The organism is Arthrobacter tecti, assembly GCF_054511355.1.
Genome location: NZ_JBTNCT010000001.1, coordinates 225,621 through 244,259 on the forward strand (window position 1 = coordinate 225,621; position 18,639 = coordinate 244,259).

Sequence of the window (18,639 nt, forward strand, 5' to 3'; positions counted from 1 at the left end):
CCGGCGGCAGACGGGCTACCCGTGACGGCGCCTACTCCGCTGTGCTCTTGTTGTATCCGGTAGCTCGACGCTGGCCTGTCAGTTCCGCTATGGCATCCATGATGGCGTCCGTTACCTGACGGCGGGCAGGCAGCGAATGATTCGATCCTGTTTTCTCGAAGTACAACGGTTCACCGATCTTCATGGTGAAATGTTGCGGCCTGATCCATCGCCTGTCCGCAGGCTGCAGCAAATCAGTGCCGAGAAGGCCAACAGGCACCACCGGAGCTCCCGTGGTCAGCGCGAGCCAGCCGACGCCGGTTCTCCCTCGGTAGAGCAGGCCGTCGCGGGAGCGCGAACCTTCCGGGTAGATTCCTACGCCGTCCCCCGCCTCCAGCATCCCCAGAAGCGTCTTGAGGGCCTGCACGCTTGCCGCCTGCTGGCCGCGCTCCACCGGGATGGAACCCACACCCTGGAAGAAGGAGCGCATGAGGGCGCCCTTGACCCCCGTACCGGTGAAGTACTCGGCTTTGGCGAAGAAGGCAACAGGTCGCGGCATCAGTGCCTGCACAAGCACACTGTCCAGAAAGGAAAGATGGTTGGGCGCAACGATGAAGCCGCCGCCGGTCGGCACGTTCTGCAACCCGACGACGGTTGGTCTGCACAGCCCCGCTATCAGCCCGCGTGTGCTGCTCCTGGTGAGGTCATAGACGCCCATGGACCACCGTCCCTGAAACCTGCCTCACGCGGTCGTCCAGGTAGCGGACTAAAGCTTCCGCGGAGTCCACGACGACGGCCGCGTTGGCTGCCGCGAACTCCTCGGTGGTGCCGAACCCCCACGACACTGCCACGCAATCGAGCCCGTTCGCTGCCGCACCGTCGACGTCATGGGAGCGGTCGCCCACCATGATTGCGTGGCTGTAGTTCCCGGCATGCGCGGCCAATGCTGCGGCGATGATTGTCCGCTTGCCGTCCAGCTTCGCAGCCTCGCGTTCGACAGCCGGCGAGCCGTGGACTGAAGCGAAAAGCCCCGCCATTTGCTGTACGCCTAGCAGTTCGAGCGCGAGCCATTCAGGCTTCTGCGTTGCAACCGCCAAGAGATGGCCACGCTCGTTCAGCTGCCCAATGGCGGAAACAATGCCTGGATAGGGACGGCTCAGTGCCATCCCGGTGGTGCGATATTTCTCGCGATATTTGGCAACAACCTCGTCTACGCGGCGCTCCGGAATCCCGGCAATGTCAATCAGGGACCGAACCAGGGCAGGACCGACCATCTGCCTCAATTGATCCGGCGACGGTACAGGCAGCCCACTGTTTCGCAGAGCGTCGGCGATCCCACCCGTGATAGCCCCCTCAGGATCGACCAGCGTGCCATCGAGGTCGAAAAGAATCAGGAACCTTGTATTCGTCACCGGGCAAGTTTCCCATAGCCGAACACCCGCCCGGTAATTGCATGCCGGATAAGGAATACTTCGCTAGGCGGAAAGGGTCTCCGCGAGGAACTTCCCGGTATGGCTCTCCTGGGTGGCGGCGATCTGTTCGGGAGTCCCGGTTGCGATGATCTCGCCGCCCCCTGAACCTCCGTCCGGTCCAAGGTCGATCACCCAGTCGGCGCTCTTGATGACGTCGAGGTTGTGTTCGATCGTGATGACGGTGTTGCCCTTGTCCACCAATCCCTGAAGCACCTGCAGCAATTTTCGGATGTCCTCGAAGTGCAGCCCGGTGGTGGGCTCATCCAGCACATAGATGCTTCGGCCATTTGAACGCTTCTGCAATTCGCTCGCGAGCTTCACGCGCTGGGCCTCACCGCCGGACAGCGTGGTGGCGGGCTGCCCCAGACGGACGTAGCCGAGACCGACGTCCACCAGGGTGCTTAGGTGCCGGGCGATAGGCGCAAAGGCGGCGAAGAACTCTGCTGCCTCCTCGATCGGCATGTTGAGGACATCCGCAATGGTTTTGCCTTTGTAGTGCACCTCAAGGGTTTCCCGGTTATACCGCGCGCCGTGGCACACCTCGCACGGCACGTAGACGTCCGGCAGGAAGTTCATCTCGATCTTCAGGGTGCCGTCACCCGAGCAGGCTTCGCACCGCCCGCCCTTCACATTGAAGGAGAACCTTCCGGGCAGGTACCCGCGCACCTTTGCCTCTGTGGTTTCTGCGAACAACTTCCGGATGTTGTCGAACACCCCGGTATAGGTTGCCGGGTTGGAACGCGGCGTCCGCCCGATGGGGCCCTGATCCACATGGATGACTTTGTCCAGGTGCTGCAACCCGTCGATACGCCGATGACGCCCCGCAACCTGCTTTGCGCCGTTCAGCTTGTTCGCCAGTACTTTGTACAGGATCTCATTGACCAGCGTGGATTTACCCGACCCGCTGACTCCGGTAACCGCGGTGAGCACTCCCAGCGGGAATGTTGCGTCGACGCCCTTCAGGTTGTGCTCGCGTGCCCCAACTACCTTGAGCTGACGCGAGCGATCGATCTTCCTGCGCTTGGCCGGCGGTTCGATCTTCCGCCTGCCGGAGAGGTAGTCCCCGGTGATTGACTGCTCATTCCGCAGGAGGTCCTCGAGCAGACCCGAATGGACCACCTGTCCCCCGTGCTCGCCTGCACCCGGACCGATGTCAACGATCCAGTCGGCCTCGTTGATTGTGTCTTCGTCATGCTCGACGACGATAAGGGTGTTGCCAAGGTTGCGCAGCCGCGTCAATGTTTCGATGAGGCGCCGGTTGTCACGCTGGTGGAGGCCGATGGACGGTTCGTCGAGCACATAAAGAACGCCTACCAGACCGGAACCGATCTGCGTGGCAAGACGGATGCGCTGCGCTTCACCTCCGGAGAGCGTGCCTGCTGCACGTTCCAGGTTGAGGTATTCGAGCCCAACGTCGAGGAGGAACCGAAGGCGTGCCTGAATCTCCTTCAACACCTGCGACGCAATCTGCGCCTCCCTGCCCGTCAGGACCAGGTTGTTCAAAAAGTCACTGCACTCCCGCATGGGCATCGCGGAGACTTCGGCGATGGAGCGTCCGTTGATCAGCACGGACAACGAAGCAGGATTGAGGCGCGCTCCGCCGCACTCAGGGCACGGCACCTGCCGCATGTACTCCTCGTAGCGGTCCCGTGCGTAGTCGGATTCAGTTTCAAGGTGCTTGCGGTGAATGTACTGAACAGCACCCTCGAAACCCGTGCTGTACTTGCGTTCCCTGCCGAAACGGTTGCGGTACTGCACAACCACCTTGTGGTCCTTGCCGTACAGCGCCGCGTCCCGCGCGTGCTGGGGGAGCTTGCTCCACGGCTTGTCCATGGAGAAGCCGAGTTCCTTGGACAGCCCTTCGAGAAGCCGCGTCCAGTACTCAAGAGTTGCTGTGCCGAGCGCCCACGGCGCAATAGCGCCCTCGCCCAGGGAGAGATCGGGGTTCGGAACAACCAGTTCCTCATCAACCTCGAGCTTGGTGCCGATGCCGGTGCACGCAGGGCAGGCACCGAACGGGTTATTGAAGGAGAAGGAACGCGGCTCGATCTCGTCGATGGCGAGTGGGTGCTCGTTGGGGCAGGCCAGGTTCTCCGAGAACGCCCGGATCCGATGAGTGTCCTCCGCCGGAAGATCCACGAAGTCAGCAAGCACCCTGCCCTCGGCCAGTTTGAGGGCGGTCTCGATGGAGTCGGTGAGGCGCTGGCGAACCCCGTCCTTGACCACCAGTCGGTCCACGATGACCTCGATGGTGTGCTTGTACTGCTTGCCCAGCTTCGGAGGGTCGGTGAGCTGCACCAGATCTCCGTCCACCCTGGCGCGCGAGTAGCCCTTGGCAGCGAGATCCTGGAAGAGATCTGCGAATTCGCCCTTACGGCCACGTACCACCGGGGCAAGAACCTGGAACCGGGTGCCCTGTTCGAGCTCCATCAGCTGGTCCACAATCTGCTGCGGAGTCTGCTTTGCGACCGCCTCACCGCACACTGGGCAATGCGGCCGGCCCACCCGTGCCCACAACAGCCGCATGTAGTCATAGATCTCGGTAATGGTGCCCACGGTGGACCGGGGGTTTTTACTGGTGGACTTCTGGTCAATGGATACGGCCGGCGACAGGCCCTCAATGAAGTCGACGTCCGGCTTGTCCACCTGGCCGAGGAACTGGCGCGCATAGGCCGAGAGCGACTCGACGTACCGGCGTTGCCCCTCGGCGAAGATGGTGTCGAACGCCAATGAGGACTTACCGGAACCGGACAGGCCCGTGAAGACAATCATTGCGTCCCGCGGAAGATCGAGATCTACGTTTCGCAGGTTGTGTTCCCGGGCTCCCTTGACGATCAGCCGTGAGAGATCCTGCGGCATCTTGTCAGGATGGGAGAGTCCGGAATCCAGGGAGGTTGCAATAGACACCATTTCACTTTAGTGGAAACAGCGTTCGAAAACATATTCGAACGCCGGAATTCACGGCGTGTCCCCGGCGATGTTCACCGACGGCGCAGTGCGGCCCTCAGGTAGGAGACCGCTTCATCCTCGGTGATGCCGTTCGCCTTAACCAGACGTGCGTACTCTGCGGCGCCTTCCGCGGCTTTCCGGCGCGCTTCGTCCCCGGCGGCAGCCACCACCGTACCCGCCCGCGACCGGGTCACGACGATGTGTGCCTGTTCAAGCTCCCTGTACGCCCGCGCGACCGTGTTCACCGCCACTCCAAGGTGTCCCGCCAGCGTGCGCACGGGTGGGAGCCGGGTTCCGACGGGCAGCGAGCCGTCATTCGCGGCGTCCAGAATCTGCACGCGCAGCTGCTCATACGGCGGAACTGAACTCGCCGGGTCAATCCGCAGCCACGCCGTAACATCAGAGTTCACAGTGCGCGCTCCTGAACGACGTTGGACGGGTGCTCACATTCTGCCACGCGCTTCGACGCTTCTCCATCGCCATTCCCTGTGGCGTAACGCCGGGTCTACACTGGCCAGCATGTATGACCTTCGGGATCTGACCATCCGCAGCATCTCAGTGAGCGAGATGGACAACAACGTCTACCTGTTGACCGCCAAGACGAGCGGGGCACAGGTTCTCATCGACGCGGCCGACGACGCCCGCGCCATCCTGGCGCTCCTCGCCGAGGGCGCCCGGGACACCTCCTCAACGGCGAAGCCGACCCTCGTGGTCACCACGCACGCGCATTGGGACCATGTGGGTGCCCTTGCGGACATCGTCGAGGCAACAGGGATGAAGACCGCAGCCGGAACAGCGGATGTCGAGGACATCGCCGTAGCCACGGACGTGCCCCTCGACCATGGCGATGTCGGGAACTTCGAGGGGTTTGACCTTGAAGCGATCTCGCTGCGCGGCCACACTCCGGGATCTACTGCACTCCTCTATCGGGACCCGGCCGGATCTCCGCACCTATTCACCGGTGACTCGCTGTTTCCGGGCGGCGTCGGCAACACGGGCGGCGATCCCGCCCGCTTCGATTCCCTCTACACCGACGTCGTCGAACGAGTATTCAATGTCCTTCCGGACGAGACCGTGGTTCATCCCGGCCACGGGAGGTCCACCACACTCGGGGCCGAGCGGCCGGCCCTGGAGGAGTGGCGCTCACGCGGCTGGTAGCTTAACCCCCACAGCGAAAATTCGCCGGAAAGGAAAGACCGTGCCGTCAGCTCCTGTGGGGTAGGCCTCAGCAAGGAGGGCCGCATACGAACGCTCGAACTCGTCGGCGTCGTCTGGTTCGAGAACGGCAAGTACCGGGCGCAGGCCCGTGCCACGGACCCAATCCAGTACCGGGTCCTTCCCCTGCAAAAGGTGCTGGTACGTGGTCTCCCAGGCGTCAACCTCGAGACCTGCCCCACGCAGCAGGCGAAGATACCCGCCCGGCTCGCTGACGGCGTCGTCGTGCCGCAGGACTCCGTTCAGTTCCGGCTTCCAACGCGGAGAATCCGCAAGCTCGCGCATCAGCACATGTGAGGCCGAGGAGAAGTTCCCAGGAACCTGCATCGCGAGCCAACCCCCGGCCTCCAGCCCGTTTGCCCAATGTTCCAGCAGCGCCTGATGACCCGGCACCCACTGCAGGAGGGCATTGGAAATAACGACGTCGGTGCCCGCCTCGACCGAGAAATCGCGGACGTCTGACACGGTGAAAGTCAGGTTGGCGGGCTTATCGGGCAGGGCCCGAGCGCGTTCGACCATCTCCGGGGACGAATCAATTCCGACCACTTCAGCGTCAGGCCAGCGGCGGGCCAGTACAGCGGTCAGTTCGCCGGGGCCGCAACCGAGATCCACAATCCGGTTGGGAGCGGGATGCTCAATCCGGCCCACAAGGTCGAAGAACGGCCTCGCACGGTGATCGGAGAAAAGTGCATATTGTGTGGGGTCCCAGCGCATACAACGAGCGTATCGGTGTTCCCCGACAGCGCCCACCGGCCCCCCGAACCTCGCTGCGCTCCCCCCCCCGGGACCCTACCGATAGCGCCCACCGGCCCCCCGAACCTCGCTGCGCTCGCCCCGGGACCCTACCGATAGCGCCCACCGGCCCCCCGAACCTCGCTGCGCTCGCCCCGGGACCCTACCGATAGGCTTAGAGCCCATGAGTATCCAGGAGCACCTCCCCCAGACAGAACCGCCAGGCAGCCCTGACGCTGACGCCGTGTACTCGGCGTTCCAGTCGTGGTCGGAGGGCGAGGGCATCACCCTGTACCCGGCGCAGGATGAGGCAGTCCTGGAACTCGTTTCCGGCAACAACGTGATCCTCGCAACGCCTACCGGGTCGGGAAAGTCCCTCGTGGCAGTCGCTGCGCATTTCCACGCCATCTCCGAAGGTCGTCGAAGCTACTACACGGCGCCCATCAAGGCTCTCGTCTCCGAGAAGTTCTTCGCCCTGTGCGCCACATTCGGCGCTGAGAACGTCGGCATGGTCACTGGTGACTCGGCGGTCAACCAGGATGCGCCGATCATCTGCTGCACCGCAGAGATCCTCGCCAACATCGCGCTCCGCGAAGGTGCGCCGGCCGACGTCGGAACAGTAATCATGGACGAGTTCCACTTCTATTCAGACCCGCAACGCGGCTGGGCCTGGCAGGTCCCCCTGCTGGAACTTCCGCAGGCGCAGTTCCTGCTGATGTCCGCAACTCTCGGCGATGTCGAACGCTTCGAAACCGGCCTGACCGCCCGCACCGGGCGTCCGACGGTACTGGTCAGTTCAGCCGACCGGCCCATCCCGCTGAACTTCTACTACTCCGAAGACCCGCTGCAGGAGACGCTCGAGGAGTTGCTCGGCACGCACCAGGCGCCGGTCTACGTGGTGCATTTCAGCCAGGCGGAGGCGATTGAGCGCGCACAGAACCTGATGAGTATCAACGTCTGTACCCGGGAGGAGAAGGACCGCATTGCGGAGCTCATTGCTTCCTTCCGATTCTCATCCGGTTTCGGGAAGACCCTGAACCGGTTGGTTCGCCACGGGATCGGCGTGCATCACGCCGGCATGCTTCCGAAGTACCGCCGTCTGGTGGAACAACTGGCGCAGGCAGGACTGCTCAAGGTGATTTGCGGAACCGACACGCTGGGTGTGGGGATCAACGTGCCGATCCGCACCGTACTGTTGACTGCGCTGAGCAAGTACGACGGCGTCCGCACCCGCCTGCTCAACGTGCGGGAGTTTCACCAGATCGCCGGGCGCGCCGGTAGGGCGGGCTACGACACCGCGGGCACCGTCGTCGTACAGGCACCCGATCACGTTGTGGAGAACACCAAGGCAATGGCCAAGGCGGTTGCGAAGTTCGGCGATGACCAGAAGAAACTGCGCCAGGTGGTGAGGAAAAAGCCGCCGCAGGGATTCGTGTCGTGGGGCAAACCCACCTATGACCGCCTGGTGGAAGGCACTCCGGAGCCGCTCGGATCCAGCTTCGCCGTCACGCACTCCATGCTGCTGAACCTGCTGGAACGCCCCGGCGACCCACTGGACGCGGTGCAGAACCTGCTGCGCGGAAACCACGAACCGCAGGCCAGGCAGTTCGCGCACCTGCGCCGGGCCATCAGCATCTACCGCGAGCTCGTGAACTCCGGGATCGTCGAGCGGCTGGACAAACCCGATGACGAGGGCCGCACCGTACGCCTGAAGGTCCACCTGCAAGCCAACTTCGCGCTTAATCAGCCGTTGTCCCCATTTGCGCTCGCCGCGCTCGAGCTGCTCGATCCTGAAGGACCTTCCTACGCGCTCGATGTCGTTTCCGTCATTGAAGCAACCCTCGAGAAACCCCGGCAGGTTCTCAGTGCGCAGGAGAAAAAGGCGCGCGGCGAGGCCGTAGCGGCGATGAAGGCCGACGGCGTCGAATACGACCAGCGGATGGCACGCCTCGAGGAAATCTCCTACCCGCAACCGCTGGGTGAACTCCTCTTCCAGGCGTTCGAGACGTACCGGTCCGGTTCGCCGTGGCTGGGAGACTTTGAGTTGAGCCCGAAGTCAGTTGTCCGGGACATGTATGAGCGGGCAATGAACTTCGGTGAAAATATTGCCTTCTACAGCCTCGCCCGCTCCGAGGGTATCCTGCTGCGGTACCTCGCCGACTGCTTCAAGGCCCTTCGACAGACCGTACCGCGCGATGCCCTCCGCGAGGATCTGACCGACATTATCGAATGGCTCGGTGAGTTGATTCGCCAGGTGGATTCCAGCCTCCTCGACGAATGGGAGCAGTTGGCGGCCGGAGTGCAGGATCGGGATCCCAAGCATGTCGACTTGCCTCCGGAACCGGACTCCGTCACCTCCAATGAACGCGCCTTCCGCGTCATGGTCCGCAACGAAATGTTCCAGCGTGTGCAATTGTTCGCTGCCGAGAATGAAGAGGCTCTCGGCCGGCTCGATGGTGACTCAGGATGGGACGCCGACCGCTGGGCGGAGGCGATGGACGGTTATTTCGATGACCACGACGACATCGACGACGGCCCCGACGCACGCGGTCCGGCACTACTCTTCATTCGGCAACTGCCTGGCAAGTGGGAGGTCCGGCAGATCCTGAAGGACCCCTCCGGCGACCAGGACTGGGGCATCAACGCGGTCATTGACCTCGCGGCGTCCGACGAGGCGGGCGTACCCGTGGTCGCCGTCACCTCCGTCGGCGGGCCGTAGCGCTCGGCGCTACATTGGTAGGCATGACTCCCATCCGGAATGCACGTCGGGAAGACGTGCCCACCATCCTGCAACTAATTCACGAACTCGCGGTGTACGAGAAGGAGCCGGACGCGGTCCGCAACACCGTTGAGGGACTCGAGGAAGCACTGTTCGGGGAGAACCCCCGCATTTTTGCCTCCATCGCCGAGGACGACGGCGGCATCCAGGGATTCGCACTCTGGTTCCTGAACTACTCCACCTGGGAAGGCGTTCACGGGATTTATTTGGAGGACCTGTACGTGCGGCCGGAATCGCGTGGATCCGGTTACGGGAAGGCCCTCCTGCAGAATCTGGCCGGCATCGCTGCGGAGCGTGGCTACGCGAGGGTTGAGTGGTCGGTCCTGAACTGGAATGAACCGTCGATCGCTTTCTACCGGAGTCTGGGGGCCCTCCCCCAGGATGAATGGACCACCTTCCGGTTGACGGGTGGTCCGCTGACCCGTTTCGCCCGGGCCTGCTGATGACCGCTACGTCGCATGAGAGCGAGCCGACCCGCCACATGCGAGGAATGCGTAGTACGGGTCACCGGTTCAGTGTGCCTCTCGATCATGCAGATCCCGACGGCGAATCCATCACCGTCTTCGCAAGGGAATACAGTTCAACGGAGCACAGCGAGGACGAGACCGCCCGCCTGCCCTGGCTCCTGTTCCTTCAGGGAGGGCCGGGCGGCCGGGGAAGCCGCGTCACGCAGCTCGCCGGCTGGATGAAGGCAGCAGCGCGTGAGTTCCGCATCCTGATGCTGGACCAGCGGGGTACCGGCCTTTCGACACCTGCCGACGAACGGACGCTGCCAGGCAGGGGTACTCCCCTTCAGCAGGCCGAGTACCTCCGCCATTTTCGTGCCGATTCGATTGTTGCCGACGCCGAAGCCATCCGGGCAGCACTCGGCGCGGATCCCTGGACGGTCTTCGGCCAGAGCTTCGGCGGATTCTGCGCGCTGACCTACCTTTCCTTCGCGCCGGAAGGAATGGCGTGCGCCCTCATCACGGGCGGCTTGGCTCCGCTGGCCGGGCCGGCCGAGCGGGTATACCGGCATACCTTCCGGCGGGTCGCCGCGCGGAATGCCGAGTACTTCGGTAGGTATCCCGAGGACCGTAAGGTCCTCACTCGCATCGCCCGCCACCTTGAAGAGGTCGATGAACGGCTTCCCTCCGGTGAACGCCTCACTGCGCGGCGGTTCCAGCTGGTCGGCTCCTACCTCGGCGGGAATGTAAGGGTTGACGGCCTGCACTACCTGTTGGAGGACGCGTTCATCACCACCGAAGCCGGTGAACGCCTGTCGCCGGTCTTTCTGGACCAGGTGCAGACTCTTGTGAGCCGGCGGTCCAACCCGCTCTATGCGGTGCTCCACGAGTCGATCTATTGTCAGGGTGAAGCCTCGCGATGGGCGGCGTGGCGCGTACTTCAGGAGCTCCCGCAGTTTCTTCCCGAGGCCGCTGAACCGCTCCTGATCGGCGAAATGGTCTATCCGTGGTACTTCGACGAAGACCCTGCCCTGGTTCCGTTGAGGGAAACAGCGGAGCAGCTGGCATCCATCAGCAACTGGGGACCGCTGTACGACCCGGCGCAACTGGCGCGCAACACCGTTCCCGCTGCCGCGGCGGTCTACTCGGAAGACATTTATGTTGACCGCGACCTGTCCCTGGAAACGGCAGGGGCAGTGAAGGGCCTTCGGATGTGGGAGACAGCGGACTTTCATCACGACGGCATTCACGACGACGGCGAAGCTATCTTCAACCGGCTCCTCGCCCTGGCACACGGCCGGTAGCAGGTTCTCCGGTCTCTCGGTTTGTCTTAGAACTGAACTCCCGACGATAAAAGCGCCGGTTCGGTAGATACCGAACCGGCGCTTTACGTGCGTACTTGACTAGGCGTCGGGCCCGCCTGTGCGGGCGCGCTCTGCATCCGCGGCGAGTTCGGCGTCAACCTTCGCCTGCTTGCCCTTGGGGCTGAGCAGGCTGGCGACGACAGCCACGACGATGATGCCCATGATGATCCCGAGGGATACGAAGGTCGGGATCACCGGTGCCCATTCGATGTGTTGGCCGCCGTTGATGAAGGGCAGCTCATTCTCGTGTAGGGCGTGGAGGATCAGCTTCACACCGATGAACGCCAGGATCAGCGACAGGGCGTGCTTGAGGTAGACCAGGCGCGTCATCAGCCCGCCGAGCAGGAAGTACAACTGCCGCAGCCCCATCAACGCGAACAGGTTCGCGGTGAACACGATGAACGGGCTTTCGGTCAGTCCGAAGATCGCCGGGATGGAGTCAACAGCGAACATCAGGTCGGTCAGGCCGATGGTGATGAACACGATCAGCATCGGGGTGAAGACCTTCTTGCCGTTGACCACGGTGCGGATCTTGTTGCCGTCGTAGTGCTCAGACATCGGCAGCACGCCGCGGAGTTTGGCGATGATCTTGTTTTCTTTGTCCTCTTCCTCTTCACCGGAGTCCTTGGCCTGGTGGTAGGCCGTCCAGAGCAGGAACGCACCGAAGATGTAGAAGATCCAGGAGAAGTTACTGATCAGCGCGGCGCCGAGGAGGATGAAGATTCCGCGCAGGATCAGGGCGATGATGATGCCCACCATCAGCACTTCCTGCTGGTACTTCCGGGGCACCGAGAAACGGGCCATGATGATGATGAACACGAACAGGTTATCGATGCTCAAGCTGTATTCAGTCACCCAACCAGCCACGAACTGGCCGCCGAATTCCGGTCCGGTGAAAGCGAACATCAGGACAGCGAAGATCAGGGCGAGACCAACGTAGAAGGCGACCCAGAGGCCGGCTTCCTTCATGGATGGTTCGTGGGGGCGCTTCACAACGAGCAGCAGGTCGAACAGGAGCACAAGGCCCAGGACGACGAAGGTGCCTATTTCGAAGGCAAGGGGCAGTTCAAGCACTAGGAACCCTTTCGGAGGTACAACGGGAACCGCAAGTCTCTCCACCGCGATCATGCGCGGCCGCTACGCCCGGCAGAACCTCTGCGGTCTGCGTGTTGACGTTCGTAGCGCGAATGGATACTCCCCTACGTCCGCTCTATCCTACCGGTGTGCCGGAGCGATCCGGAAATATGCGGCGCAGTCAGTCCTGCCGCCGCGACAGGGATTCGATGTGTTCCATAACAGCGGGTTCCGTCCAGTAGTCGCTGTGACTGCGGGCAACGCCGTCTTCCCTTGGATCCGCCAGGACGCGGTTCTCGGCCCACGGGACGGCAAATGCAACTGGATCGGTCCTCCTCCAGAAATTCACCCAGCTGCGGGTTCCTCCGACAACATCGGCAAAGAGTTCCGGGCTGAATGCGGACGGGAAAAACGCGGCGTACAAGGATGCCAGCGGTGAGCCGGCCGTCACCAGGTGCGGCCGCTCGCGCGAAGCGTGCCCGTCTGACCCATGGGCAACGAGCCAGGCACAGATGACGGATCCCTGGCTATGGGCAACCAGGACAACGCCGTCGCTGTAGTGCTCCACGAGTTCGGAAATGCCCGACACCGCGGCATCCCGGTACGACGAACCTGCGAGCGGATGATCACGGACCGGCCAGAACCCGGCAATATCGGCGATCTTGCCCAGAACCTCGCGCACCGGTCGAAGCTGGCCGAGAAGCATTACCAGCACCACCGCCGCGCCGAAAAGTTGAAGCACAAGTATTGCCAGCGCGAGCCAGGGGCCGCCGAGCCTGCCCTCGCCCAGGATAATCGCCGTCGTCATGCCCGCGGCGGCCAGCAGGACCGCCAACGGCAGCATGAAGGGTAGCAAGCCCGGCGCGGCTTCAGTGAATTCATGCCACCAGCGACCGCGTGCCGCCTTGCCCCGGAATAGTGGCGGAAGTCCAGGGTCTTTCGCGATCCCGAGCACGACGGCGGCGGCCACCAAAGCCGTTACGGCCGCGATCAGCGCGAGGAAGGGAAAAAGATCGAGGCGGCTGTCGCCGGCGTCGGACGGGTTGTCGTAGGGAAGGAGAATTCCAACGGGTAAGCGGCGCTGGGCCAGTCCGAAGAGTCCCGTTACGTAGGCGAGGAGGTTGTCCAGGACCATTCGCACCAGGGCGGTAAGTGCATGCATGAGGACGACGGCCACCGGCAGAAGGAGGCCCGCCGCAACGAGTGGTACACGCGCTTGCCGCTCCTGCCTCCCTGCAGCGTGATAGTGGGCGGCAAGAGCGAGCGCGGCAACGAAGGAAGTCGAGATGCTGATCGCGATCCAGAGCGCCATGGCGTCGAGCTGACTCGTCCCCACAGGGGTTGGTGCCGACGGCCAGCCGCTCCACGGAACCTGCGCAGGGCGGACCAGGGCGAGAAACGCTACAGCACACACGACGACGACGCCGTGGACAAGTGCGGGAATGAACGCCTGGCCCCTGCGCTCTGACTGGCGCCGGACAACCTTCCGGTACCGGTACAGCAACCAGCCCGCGAGAAGCAGGCCGGCCACTACCGGTACCGTATGCAAGGCCGGCGGCGGCAACGGAATATACCGGAGCAAAGTTTCGCCGAGCACCACCAACCAGGCAAGTTGCGACACCGTGAGGATCACACCCACCGCGAAGACCAGGGCACGCAGCATGCCATTGCCGCTTCCCTGCCGGTGCACCGCCGAGGATTCCATGCGGCCGGCCACGTTGACGAGGGTGAAAGGAAAAGCCAGATACCAAAGGAATCCCGTTCTGCGGCGGTGCGAACGGGACCAGTTGACGATCCGGAGTTGATGCTCGGGCAACGGTGGCGGCTCGGCGACCTGCACCCAGGCGTTTAAGCGTTTCTCACGGGGCAACCCGAGACTGGTGAAGTACTCATGATCCCCAATCCCGTGGACCCGGATTTCCGTGAAGGTGCTTCTCCGTGGATCCTCGGCCATCGATCAGGCGTGCCCGGCGGACTGCATCTGCCGCAGTTCCTTCTTCAGATCGCCGACTTCGTCACGCAGCCGTGCTGCCAGCTCAAACTGCAATTCTTCAGCCGCGGCATGCATTTGCGCCGTGAGTTGGCTGATCAGGTCAGTGAGATCCTCGGCGGGAACGGCTGCCAGGCCGTCGGCCCGAACGGCTCTTCCCTTGCCTTTGCCCTTGGCACCCTTTGAGGTCTTCTCGAGCAGCTCCCGCGTGTCGGCGTCTTCCCTGGCAAGGGAATCGGTGATGTCCGCGATCCGCTTCCGCAGTGGCTGCGGATCCACTCCGTGCTTCTTGTTGAAGGCAACCTGGATATCGCGCCGCCGATTGGTCTCGTCAATAGCCCTGGCCATTGAATCGGTGATGCGGTCTGCGTACATATGCACCTGCCCAGACACGTTGCGCGCGGCGCGGCCGATGGTCTGGATGAGCGAGGTGGAGCTGCGGAGGAAGCCCTCCTTGTCCGCGTCGAGAATGCTGACCAGCGAGACCTCCGGAAGGTCCAGGCCCTCCCTCAGCAGGTTGATGCCCACCAGGACATCGAACGTGCCGAGGCGCAGCTCCCGTAGGAGCTCAACGCGGCGCAGCGTATCGACGTCGGAATGGAGATACTCGACCTTCACGCCGTGTTCGAGCAGGTAGCCCGTGAGGTCCTCAGCCATGCGCTTGGTCAGCGTGGTCACCAGTACGCGTTCGTCGCGCTCCACGCGTGTCTGGATCTCACCGAGCAGGTCATCGATCTGGCCCTTGCTCGGCTTCACGATCACCTCGGGGTCCACGAGCCCGGTGGGACGGATGATCTGCTGGACGTAACCGTCCGATTTGCTGAGTTCGTACTTGCCCGGCGTGGCCGACAGGTACACGGTTTGCCCGATGCGTTCCAGGAATTCGTCCCACTTCAGCGGCCGGTTATCCATGGCCGATGGCAGACGGAACCCGTGATCCACCAGGGTGCGCTTACGGGACATGTCGCCCTCATACATGGCGCCGATCTGCGGAATGGTCACGTGTGACTCATCCACCACCAGCAGGAAGTCATCCGGGAAATAGTCGAGCAGGCAGTGCGGCGCGCTCCCCTGGGTCCGTGCGTCGATGTGGCGCGAGTAGTTCTCAATGCCGTTGCAGAAACCCATCTGCTGCATCATCTCGAGGTCATAGGTGGTGCGCATGCGGAGCCGCTGCGCCTCGACCAGCTTGTTCTGCGACTCAAGCTCCTGCAGGCGCTCCCGCAGTTCGTCCTCGATCCGGGTAATCGCCCGTCCCATACGCTCGGGACCGGCCACATAATGGGATGCCGGGAAAACATACATCTCGGTCTCCTCACGAATCGCTTCGCCGGTGAGGGGATGCAGCGTATAGATGCGCTCCACTTCGTCGCCGAAGAACTCGATGCGGATTGCATGTTCCTCATACATCGGAATGATTTCAACGGTGTCTCCGCGCACCCGGAAGGTTCCCCGGTGGAAATCCATGTCATTGCGCACATACTGCATCGAGACGAAGTGCCGCAGCAGATCATCCCGGTTCATCTCCTGGCCCCGGCGCAGCGTGACCATCGCGGACACATACTCCTCCGGCGTGCCGAGGCCATAAATACAGGACACGGTGGCCACGACGATGACATCGCGACGGGTCAGCAGCGCATTCGTTGCGGAGTGCCGAAGCCTCTCCACTTCCTCATTGATCGATGAATCCTTCTCAATGAAGGTGTCTGTCTGTGGAACGTAAGCCTCGGGCTGGTAGTAGTCGTAGTAGGAGACGAAGTACTCGACGGCGTTATTCGGCAGCAATTCCCGGAACTCGTTGGCCAGCTGGGCGGCGAGGGTCTTGTTCTGCACCATGACGAGCGTTGGCCGCTGCACCTGCTCGATCAGCCAGGCCGTGGTTGCGCTCTTGCCGGTGCCGGTTGCGCCGAGCAGGACAACGTCCTTCTCACCGGCGTTGATCCGTTCCGCGAGTTCCTTGATGGCCGTCGGCTGGTCACCGGCCGGCTGGTATTCGCTGACCACCTCGAACGGTGCCACGACACGGTTGATCTCCTGCGCAAGACTCATGGTTCTACGTTACCGCCAGCCTGCGGACAACCACTGTCCGCAAAGGCCGTTCTTTGCTCGCGGCTGAATGTGTTTCTCAAAGGGCCGATGAGCGCTCCGGCGACCAGCCGGCGTCGTCAATCCAGGCCTCCATCCGAGGGGCCGCATAGTTCGTGAGCCAGTCCTCTTTGCACTCGGCGTAACCGGCGTTGCTTGCATCATCCCGGTGAATCTCGAAGCACCGTTCCTTCTCCGCGAGATAGGCCGAAGCCATGTCGGGATTCGCCCGAAGCCAATCCCGGAAGGCCAACGCAAACCGCCAATTCGGAGACCCGTACAGACGCACATGCACGTTGACCGGACGCCCGGGATCGGCATTGCAGTGAAGCCGTGTCTCCTCCTGCGGCCGGTCGGGAACGGTATCCGGTGAAGGTTCAGGCGACGTAGGGAATCCTGCCACCGCAAGCGCACTGGACAGCTCATCGGCTTCCTGCATGGAAGAGACAGTAAGCTGCAGGTCGATGACATCCTTGGCCGGGAGCCCGGGCACCGCCGTCGATCCGATGTGATGAACGCCGAGGATGCGCGAATCCACCCTGCTCAACCGCCGCACCAGCAGCCCCGCTTGCCGGGACCAGTCAGGATTCTCGACCAACACAGGGCCACCCCGACGCTTCGCCACCCGCCCGTGCTGGAGGTTCTCCGCGAACGGCAGGAGCCGCTGCACCCACACGCGCTGCACCGCATCCCGCAGATCATCGCTGCCGCCCGAATTATCGAGGACGGCATCGGCTGCAGCGTTACGCGTAACGGTTTCCGCCTGGGCGCGAATGCGGCTAAGAGCCTCCTGCTCAGTGAAGCCTCGATTGTCAATCATCCGCCGGACGCGTTCTTCCTCCGGCGCGTCCACCACGAGCACAAGATGAAAGCTGTCCTCCTGGCCGGTCTCCACCAGCAGCGGGATGTCATGAACAACGACGACGGCGCCCTCCGAAGACGTGTCTGCGGCCGCTTCCGCTTCGGCGGCCTTGCGCCGGACGCGGGGGTGGATGATGCCGTTGAGCATGGAGCGCGCGTCCGGATCGTCAAAAATCCGCGCACCAAGCCGGGCCCGGTCAAGTGATCCGTCGGGGAGCAAGACCTCCGACCCGAAAGCGTCCACCACTTCGCGCAGCCCGTCCATCCCTGGCTTGACAACCTCGCGCGCCAGCTGGTCGGCGTCAATGAGGACAGCGCCCAGCTCCCGTAGTGCGGACGCGGCGAGCGACTTTCCCGCCGCGATGCCGCCCGTCAATCCAACCCTCAGCATGAATGTAAGGCTACCGGTGTCGATCCGCCCCTTCCGCCCGGATATCTGGAGCGGTACCAAAGCCGAGCGCTTCCGGTGTCTAGACTTGGTGGGTGAATGCGAGGAGCGGCACGGCGTCCGGATATGGCTTCGAAAACCTGAGACGCTGGCCGGACATAGAGACCGAGAACCTGTTCGCCTCGGACGCGACCGACCGTTTGCTTCTGGATACCGTCGCGGACCAACTGCCGTCTGCTTCCCCCGGTGAAGTTGTCGTGGTCGGGGATGCCTACGGCGCCCTGACACTGGGGGCCCAGCACCTCGGAGCAACGGACATCCGCGTCCACCAGGACTCAATCACGGGCGAACGCGCCCTGGCCGCCAACGCCGAGCGCTCCAGCATGGCCCACAGCTTCACGTCCCGTGCGCTGGACGCGACTTTGTTCGACGGCGCGCGGTATGTCCTGTTGCAACTGCCCCGTTCACTCGATGCGCTCGAAGAAGTTGCATGGCACATTGCTTCGAATGCTGCGAGTGACGTGACGTTGCTGGCAGGCGGAAGAGTGAAGCACATGGCGCCTGCGATGTCGCAACTGCTCGAGAAGTACTTCGGCAGCGTTACGGCCGGCCTGGCACGCCAGAAGTCCAGGGTACTGACGGCGCGGCATCCCTTGGCAGCCGGGCCCAATCTCTTCCCCAAAGCTTCGGCGCACGATGCGGGCCTTGAACTTCCCCTCCAGCTTCGGGCGTATGGCGCCACCTTCGGCGGAACGAAGCTGGACCCCGGTACGCGCTTCCTGCTCCCCTACCTCAGCGAGGCCCGCGCATCCCAGCATGCAATCGATCTGGGGTGCGGCAACGGCACCATTGCGGCCTATCTTGCTTTGGCCCGACCAGGACTTTCCGTCACCGCATCCGACGCTTCGACGGCGGCCGTGGCGGCTACCCGGGCGAGCGTGGAAGCCAACGGCGTTGGCGGGCACGTCGTCGTCGTTCGCGATGACGCGCTCTCACAGCAACCCGACGGTAGCGCTGATCTGGTGGTGTTGAACCCACCCTTCCACTCGGGTCACACGGTGCATGCCGGTATTGCGCTGAAGCTGTTCGACGCCGCCGCACGTGTGCTCTGTCCCGGCGGCGAGCTGTGGACCGTTTGGAACAGCCATCTGCAGTACCGCGGTGCGTTGGAGAAGCGCGTCGGCCCAACCCGCCAGGTGGCGCGCAACCCCAAATTCACGGTGACAGTCTCGACGAGGAATCCACTCCCCAATAGGTGACCGTTTGGTGCGTCTAACGGTCACCTATTGGAGAGTGGATTTACTG

At 63.1% G+C, this 18,639-nt stretch carries 14 protein-coding genes; 5 read left to right on the plus strand and 9 right to left on the minus strand.

The window, feature by feature from the left end; translation table 11 throughout:
• Positions 1-31: 31 nt before the first annotated feature.
• The 4 genes from ACX80C_RS01070 to ACX80C_RS01085 all read right to left on the minus strand — a co-directional run bounded on the left by ACX80C_RS01070 (position 32) and on the right by ACX80C_RS01085 (position 4,810).
• Positions 32-697, minus strand: a complete 666-nt coding sequence (locus ACX80C_RS01070; protein ID WP_459324378.1) for a lysophospholipid acyltransferase family protein — start codon at positions 695-697, stop codon at positions 32-34.
• Positions 684-1,391 (minus strand): HAD hydrolase-like protein, encoded by a 708-nt coding sequence (locus ACX80C_RS01075; protein ID WP_459324379.1) that lies wholly within the window; start codon positions 1,389-1,391, stop codon positions 684-686. The genes ACX80C_RS01070 and ACX80C_RS01075 overlap by 14 nt, the downstream gene beginning before the upstream one ends.
• Before the next feature lie 63 nt (positions 1,392-1,454).
• A complete protein-coding gene (gene uvrA, locus ACX80C_RS01080) occupies positions 1,455-4,310 on the minus strand; it encodes an excinuclease ABC subunit UvrA (RefSeq protein WP_459324615.1) in 2,856 nt (951 codons plus the stop codon).
• A gap of 122 nt (positions 4,311-4,432) precedes the next feature.
• Positions 4,433-4,810 (minus strand): GntR family transcriptional regulator, encoded by a 378-nt coding sequence (locus tag ACX80C_RS01085; RefSeq protein ID WP_167992794.1) that lies wholly within the window; start codon positions 4,808-4,810, stop codon positions 4,433-4,435.
• 109 nt (positions 4,811-4,919) lie between these two features.
• Here ACX80C_RS01085 and ACX80C_RS01090 point away from each other — a divergent pair, with 109 nt between their 5' ends.
• Positions 4,920-5,558: an MBL fold metallo-hydrolase gene (locus ACX80C_RS01090; protein WP_459324380.1), complete on the plus strand. Its 639-nt coding sequence runs from the start codon at positions 4,920-4,922 to the stop codon at positions 5,556-5,558.
• Here the strand turns inward: ACX80C_RS01090 and ACX80C_RS01095 are convergent.
• The gene (locus ACX80C_RS01095; RefSeq protein WP_459324381.1) at positions 5,544-6,329 is read right to left on the minus strand and encodes a trans-aconitate 2-methyltransferase; all 786 of its coding nucleotides are present in this window, start codon (positions 6,327-6,329) and stop codon (positions 5,544-5,546) included. The genes ACX80C_RS01090 and ACX80C_RS01095 overlap by 15 nt on opposite strands.
• Positions 6,330-6,531: 202 nt before the next feature.
• Here ACX80C_RS01095 and ACX80C_RS01100 point away from each other — a divergent pair, with 202 nt between their 5' ends.
• The 3 genes from ACX80C_RS01100 to ACX80C_RS01110 are packed head-to-tail and all read left to right on the plus strand — an operon-like array spanning position 6,532 to position 10,876.
• Positions 6,532-9,066 carry a DEAD/DEAH box helicase gene (locus tag ACX80C_RS01100; RefSeq protein WP_459324382.1) on the plus strand — a complete coding sequence of 845 codons (2,535 nt, stop codon included), beginning with the start codon at positions 6,532-6,534 and terminating at the stop codon, positions 9,064-9,066.
• 23 nt (positions 9,067-9,089) lie between these two features.
• Positions 9,090-9,569, plus strand: a complete 480-nt coding sequence (locus tag ACX80C_RS01105) for a GNAT family N-acetyltransferase (RefSeq protein WP_459324383.1) — start codon at positions 9,090-9,092, stop codon at positions 9,567-9,569.
• A gap of 38 nt (positions 9,570-9,607) precedes the next feature.
• A complete protein-coding gene (locus ACX80C_RS01110) occupies positions 9,608-10,876 on the plus strand; it encodes an alpha/beta fold hydrolase (RefSeq protein ID WP_459324616.1) in 1,269 nt (422 codons plus the stop codon).
• Between the two features lie 99 nt (positions 10,877-10,975).
• On the opposite strand, the gene ACX80C_RS01115 is transcribed toward ACX80C_RS01110, so the two are convergent.
• The 4 genes from ACX80C_RS01115 to coaE form a co-directional block, all read right to left on the minus strand.
• A complete protein-coding gene (locus tag ACX80C_RS01115) occupies positions 10,976-12,010 on the minus strand; it encodes a TerC family protein (protein WP_459324384.1) in 1,035 nt (344 codons plus the stop codon).
• Positions 12,011-12,191: 181 nt separating this feature from the next.
• Positions 12,192-13,964, minus strand: a complete 1,773-nt coding sequence (locus tag ACX80C_RS01120) for a hypothetical protein (protein ID WP_459324385.1) — start codon at positions 13,962-13,964, stop codon at positions 12,192-12,194.
• 3 nt (positions 13,965-13,967) lie between these two features.
• Positions 13,968-16,049, minus strand: coding sequence for an excinuclease ABC subunit UvrB (gene uvrB / locus ACX80C_RS01125; protein WP_459324386.1), 2,082 nt, complete (start codon positions 16,047-16,049; stop codon positions 13,968-13,970).
• A gap of 76 nt (positions 16,050-16,125) precedes the next feature.
• On the minus strand, positions 16,126-17,337 hold the full coding sequence (coaE, locus tag ACX80C_RS01130) for a dephospho-CoA kinase (RefSeq protein ID WP_459324387.1): 1,212 nt from the start codon (positions 17,335-17,337) through the stop codon (positions 16,126-16,128).
• A gap of 92 nt (positions 17,338-17,429) precedes the next feature.
• Here coaE and ACX80C_RS01135 point away from each other — a divergent pair, with 92 nt between their 5' ends.
• Positions 17,430-18,593 (plus strand): class I SAM-dependent methyltransferase, encoded by a 1,164-nt coding sequence (locus ACX80C_RS01135; protein WP_459324388.1) that lies wholly within the window; start codon positions 17,430-17,432, stop codon positions 18,591-18,593.
• Positions 18,594-18,639: the final 46 nt, after the last annotated feature.

Coding starts and splice junctions, on each gene's coding strand:
- ACX80C_RS01070 (WP_459324378.1), bottom strand. CDS start 697: ATGGGCGTCTATGACCTCACCAGGAGCAGCACACGCGGGCTGATAGCG.
- uvrA (WP_459324615.1), bottom strand. CDS start 4,310: ATGCCGCAGGATCTCTCACGGCTGATCGTCAAGGGAGCCCGGGAACAC.
- ACX80C_RS01090 (WP_459324380.1), top strand. CDS start 4,920: ATGTATGACCTTCGGGATCTGACCATCCGCAGCATCTCAGTGAGCGAG.
- ACX80C_RS01095 (WP_459324381.1), bottom strand. CDS start 6,329: ATGCGCTGGGACCCCACACAATATGCACTTTTCTCCGATCACCGTGCG.
- ACX80C_RS01100 (WP_459324382.1), top strand. CDS start 6,532: ATGAGTATCCAGGAGCACCTCCCCCAGACAGAACCGCCAGGCAGCCCT.
- ACX80C_RS01105 (WP_459324383.1), top strand. CDS start 9,090: ATGACTCCCATCCGGAATGCACGTCGGGAAGACGTGCCCACCATCCTG.
- ACX80C_RS01110 (WP_459324616.1), top strand. CDS start 9,608: ATGCGAGGAATGCGTAGTACGGGTCACCGGTTCAGTGTGCCTCTCGAT.
- ACX80C_RS01120 (WP_459324385.1), bottom strand. CDS start 13,964: ATGGCCGAGGATCCACGGAGAAGCACCTTCACGGAAATCCGGGTCCAC.
- uvrB (WP_459324386.1), bottom strand. CDS start 16,049: ATGAGTCTTGCGCAGGAGATCAACCGTGTCGTGGCACCGTTCGAGGTG.
- coaE (WP_459324387.1), bottom strand. CDS start 17,337: ATGCTGAGGGTTGGATTGACGGGCGGCATCGCGGCGGGAAAGTCGCTC.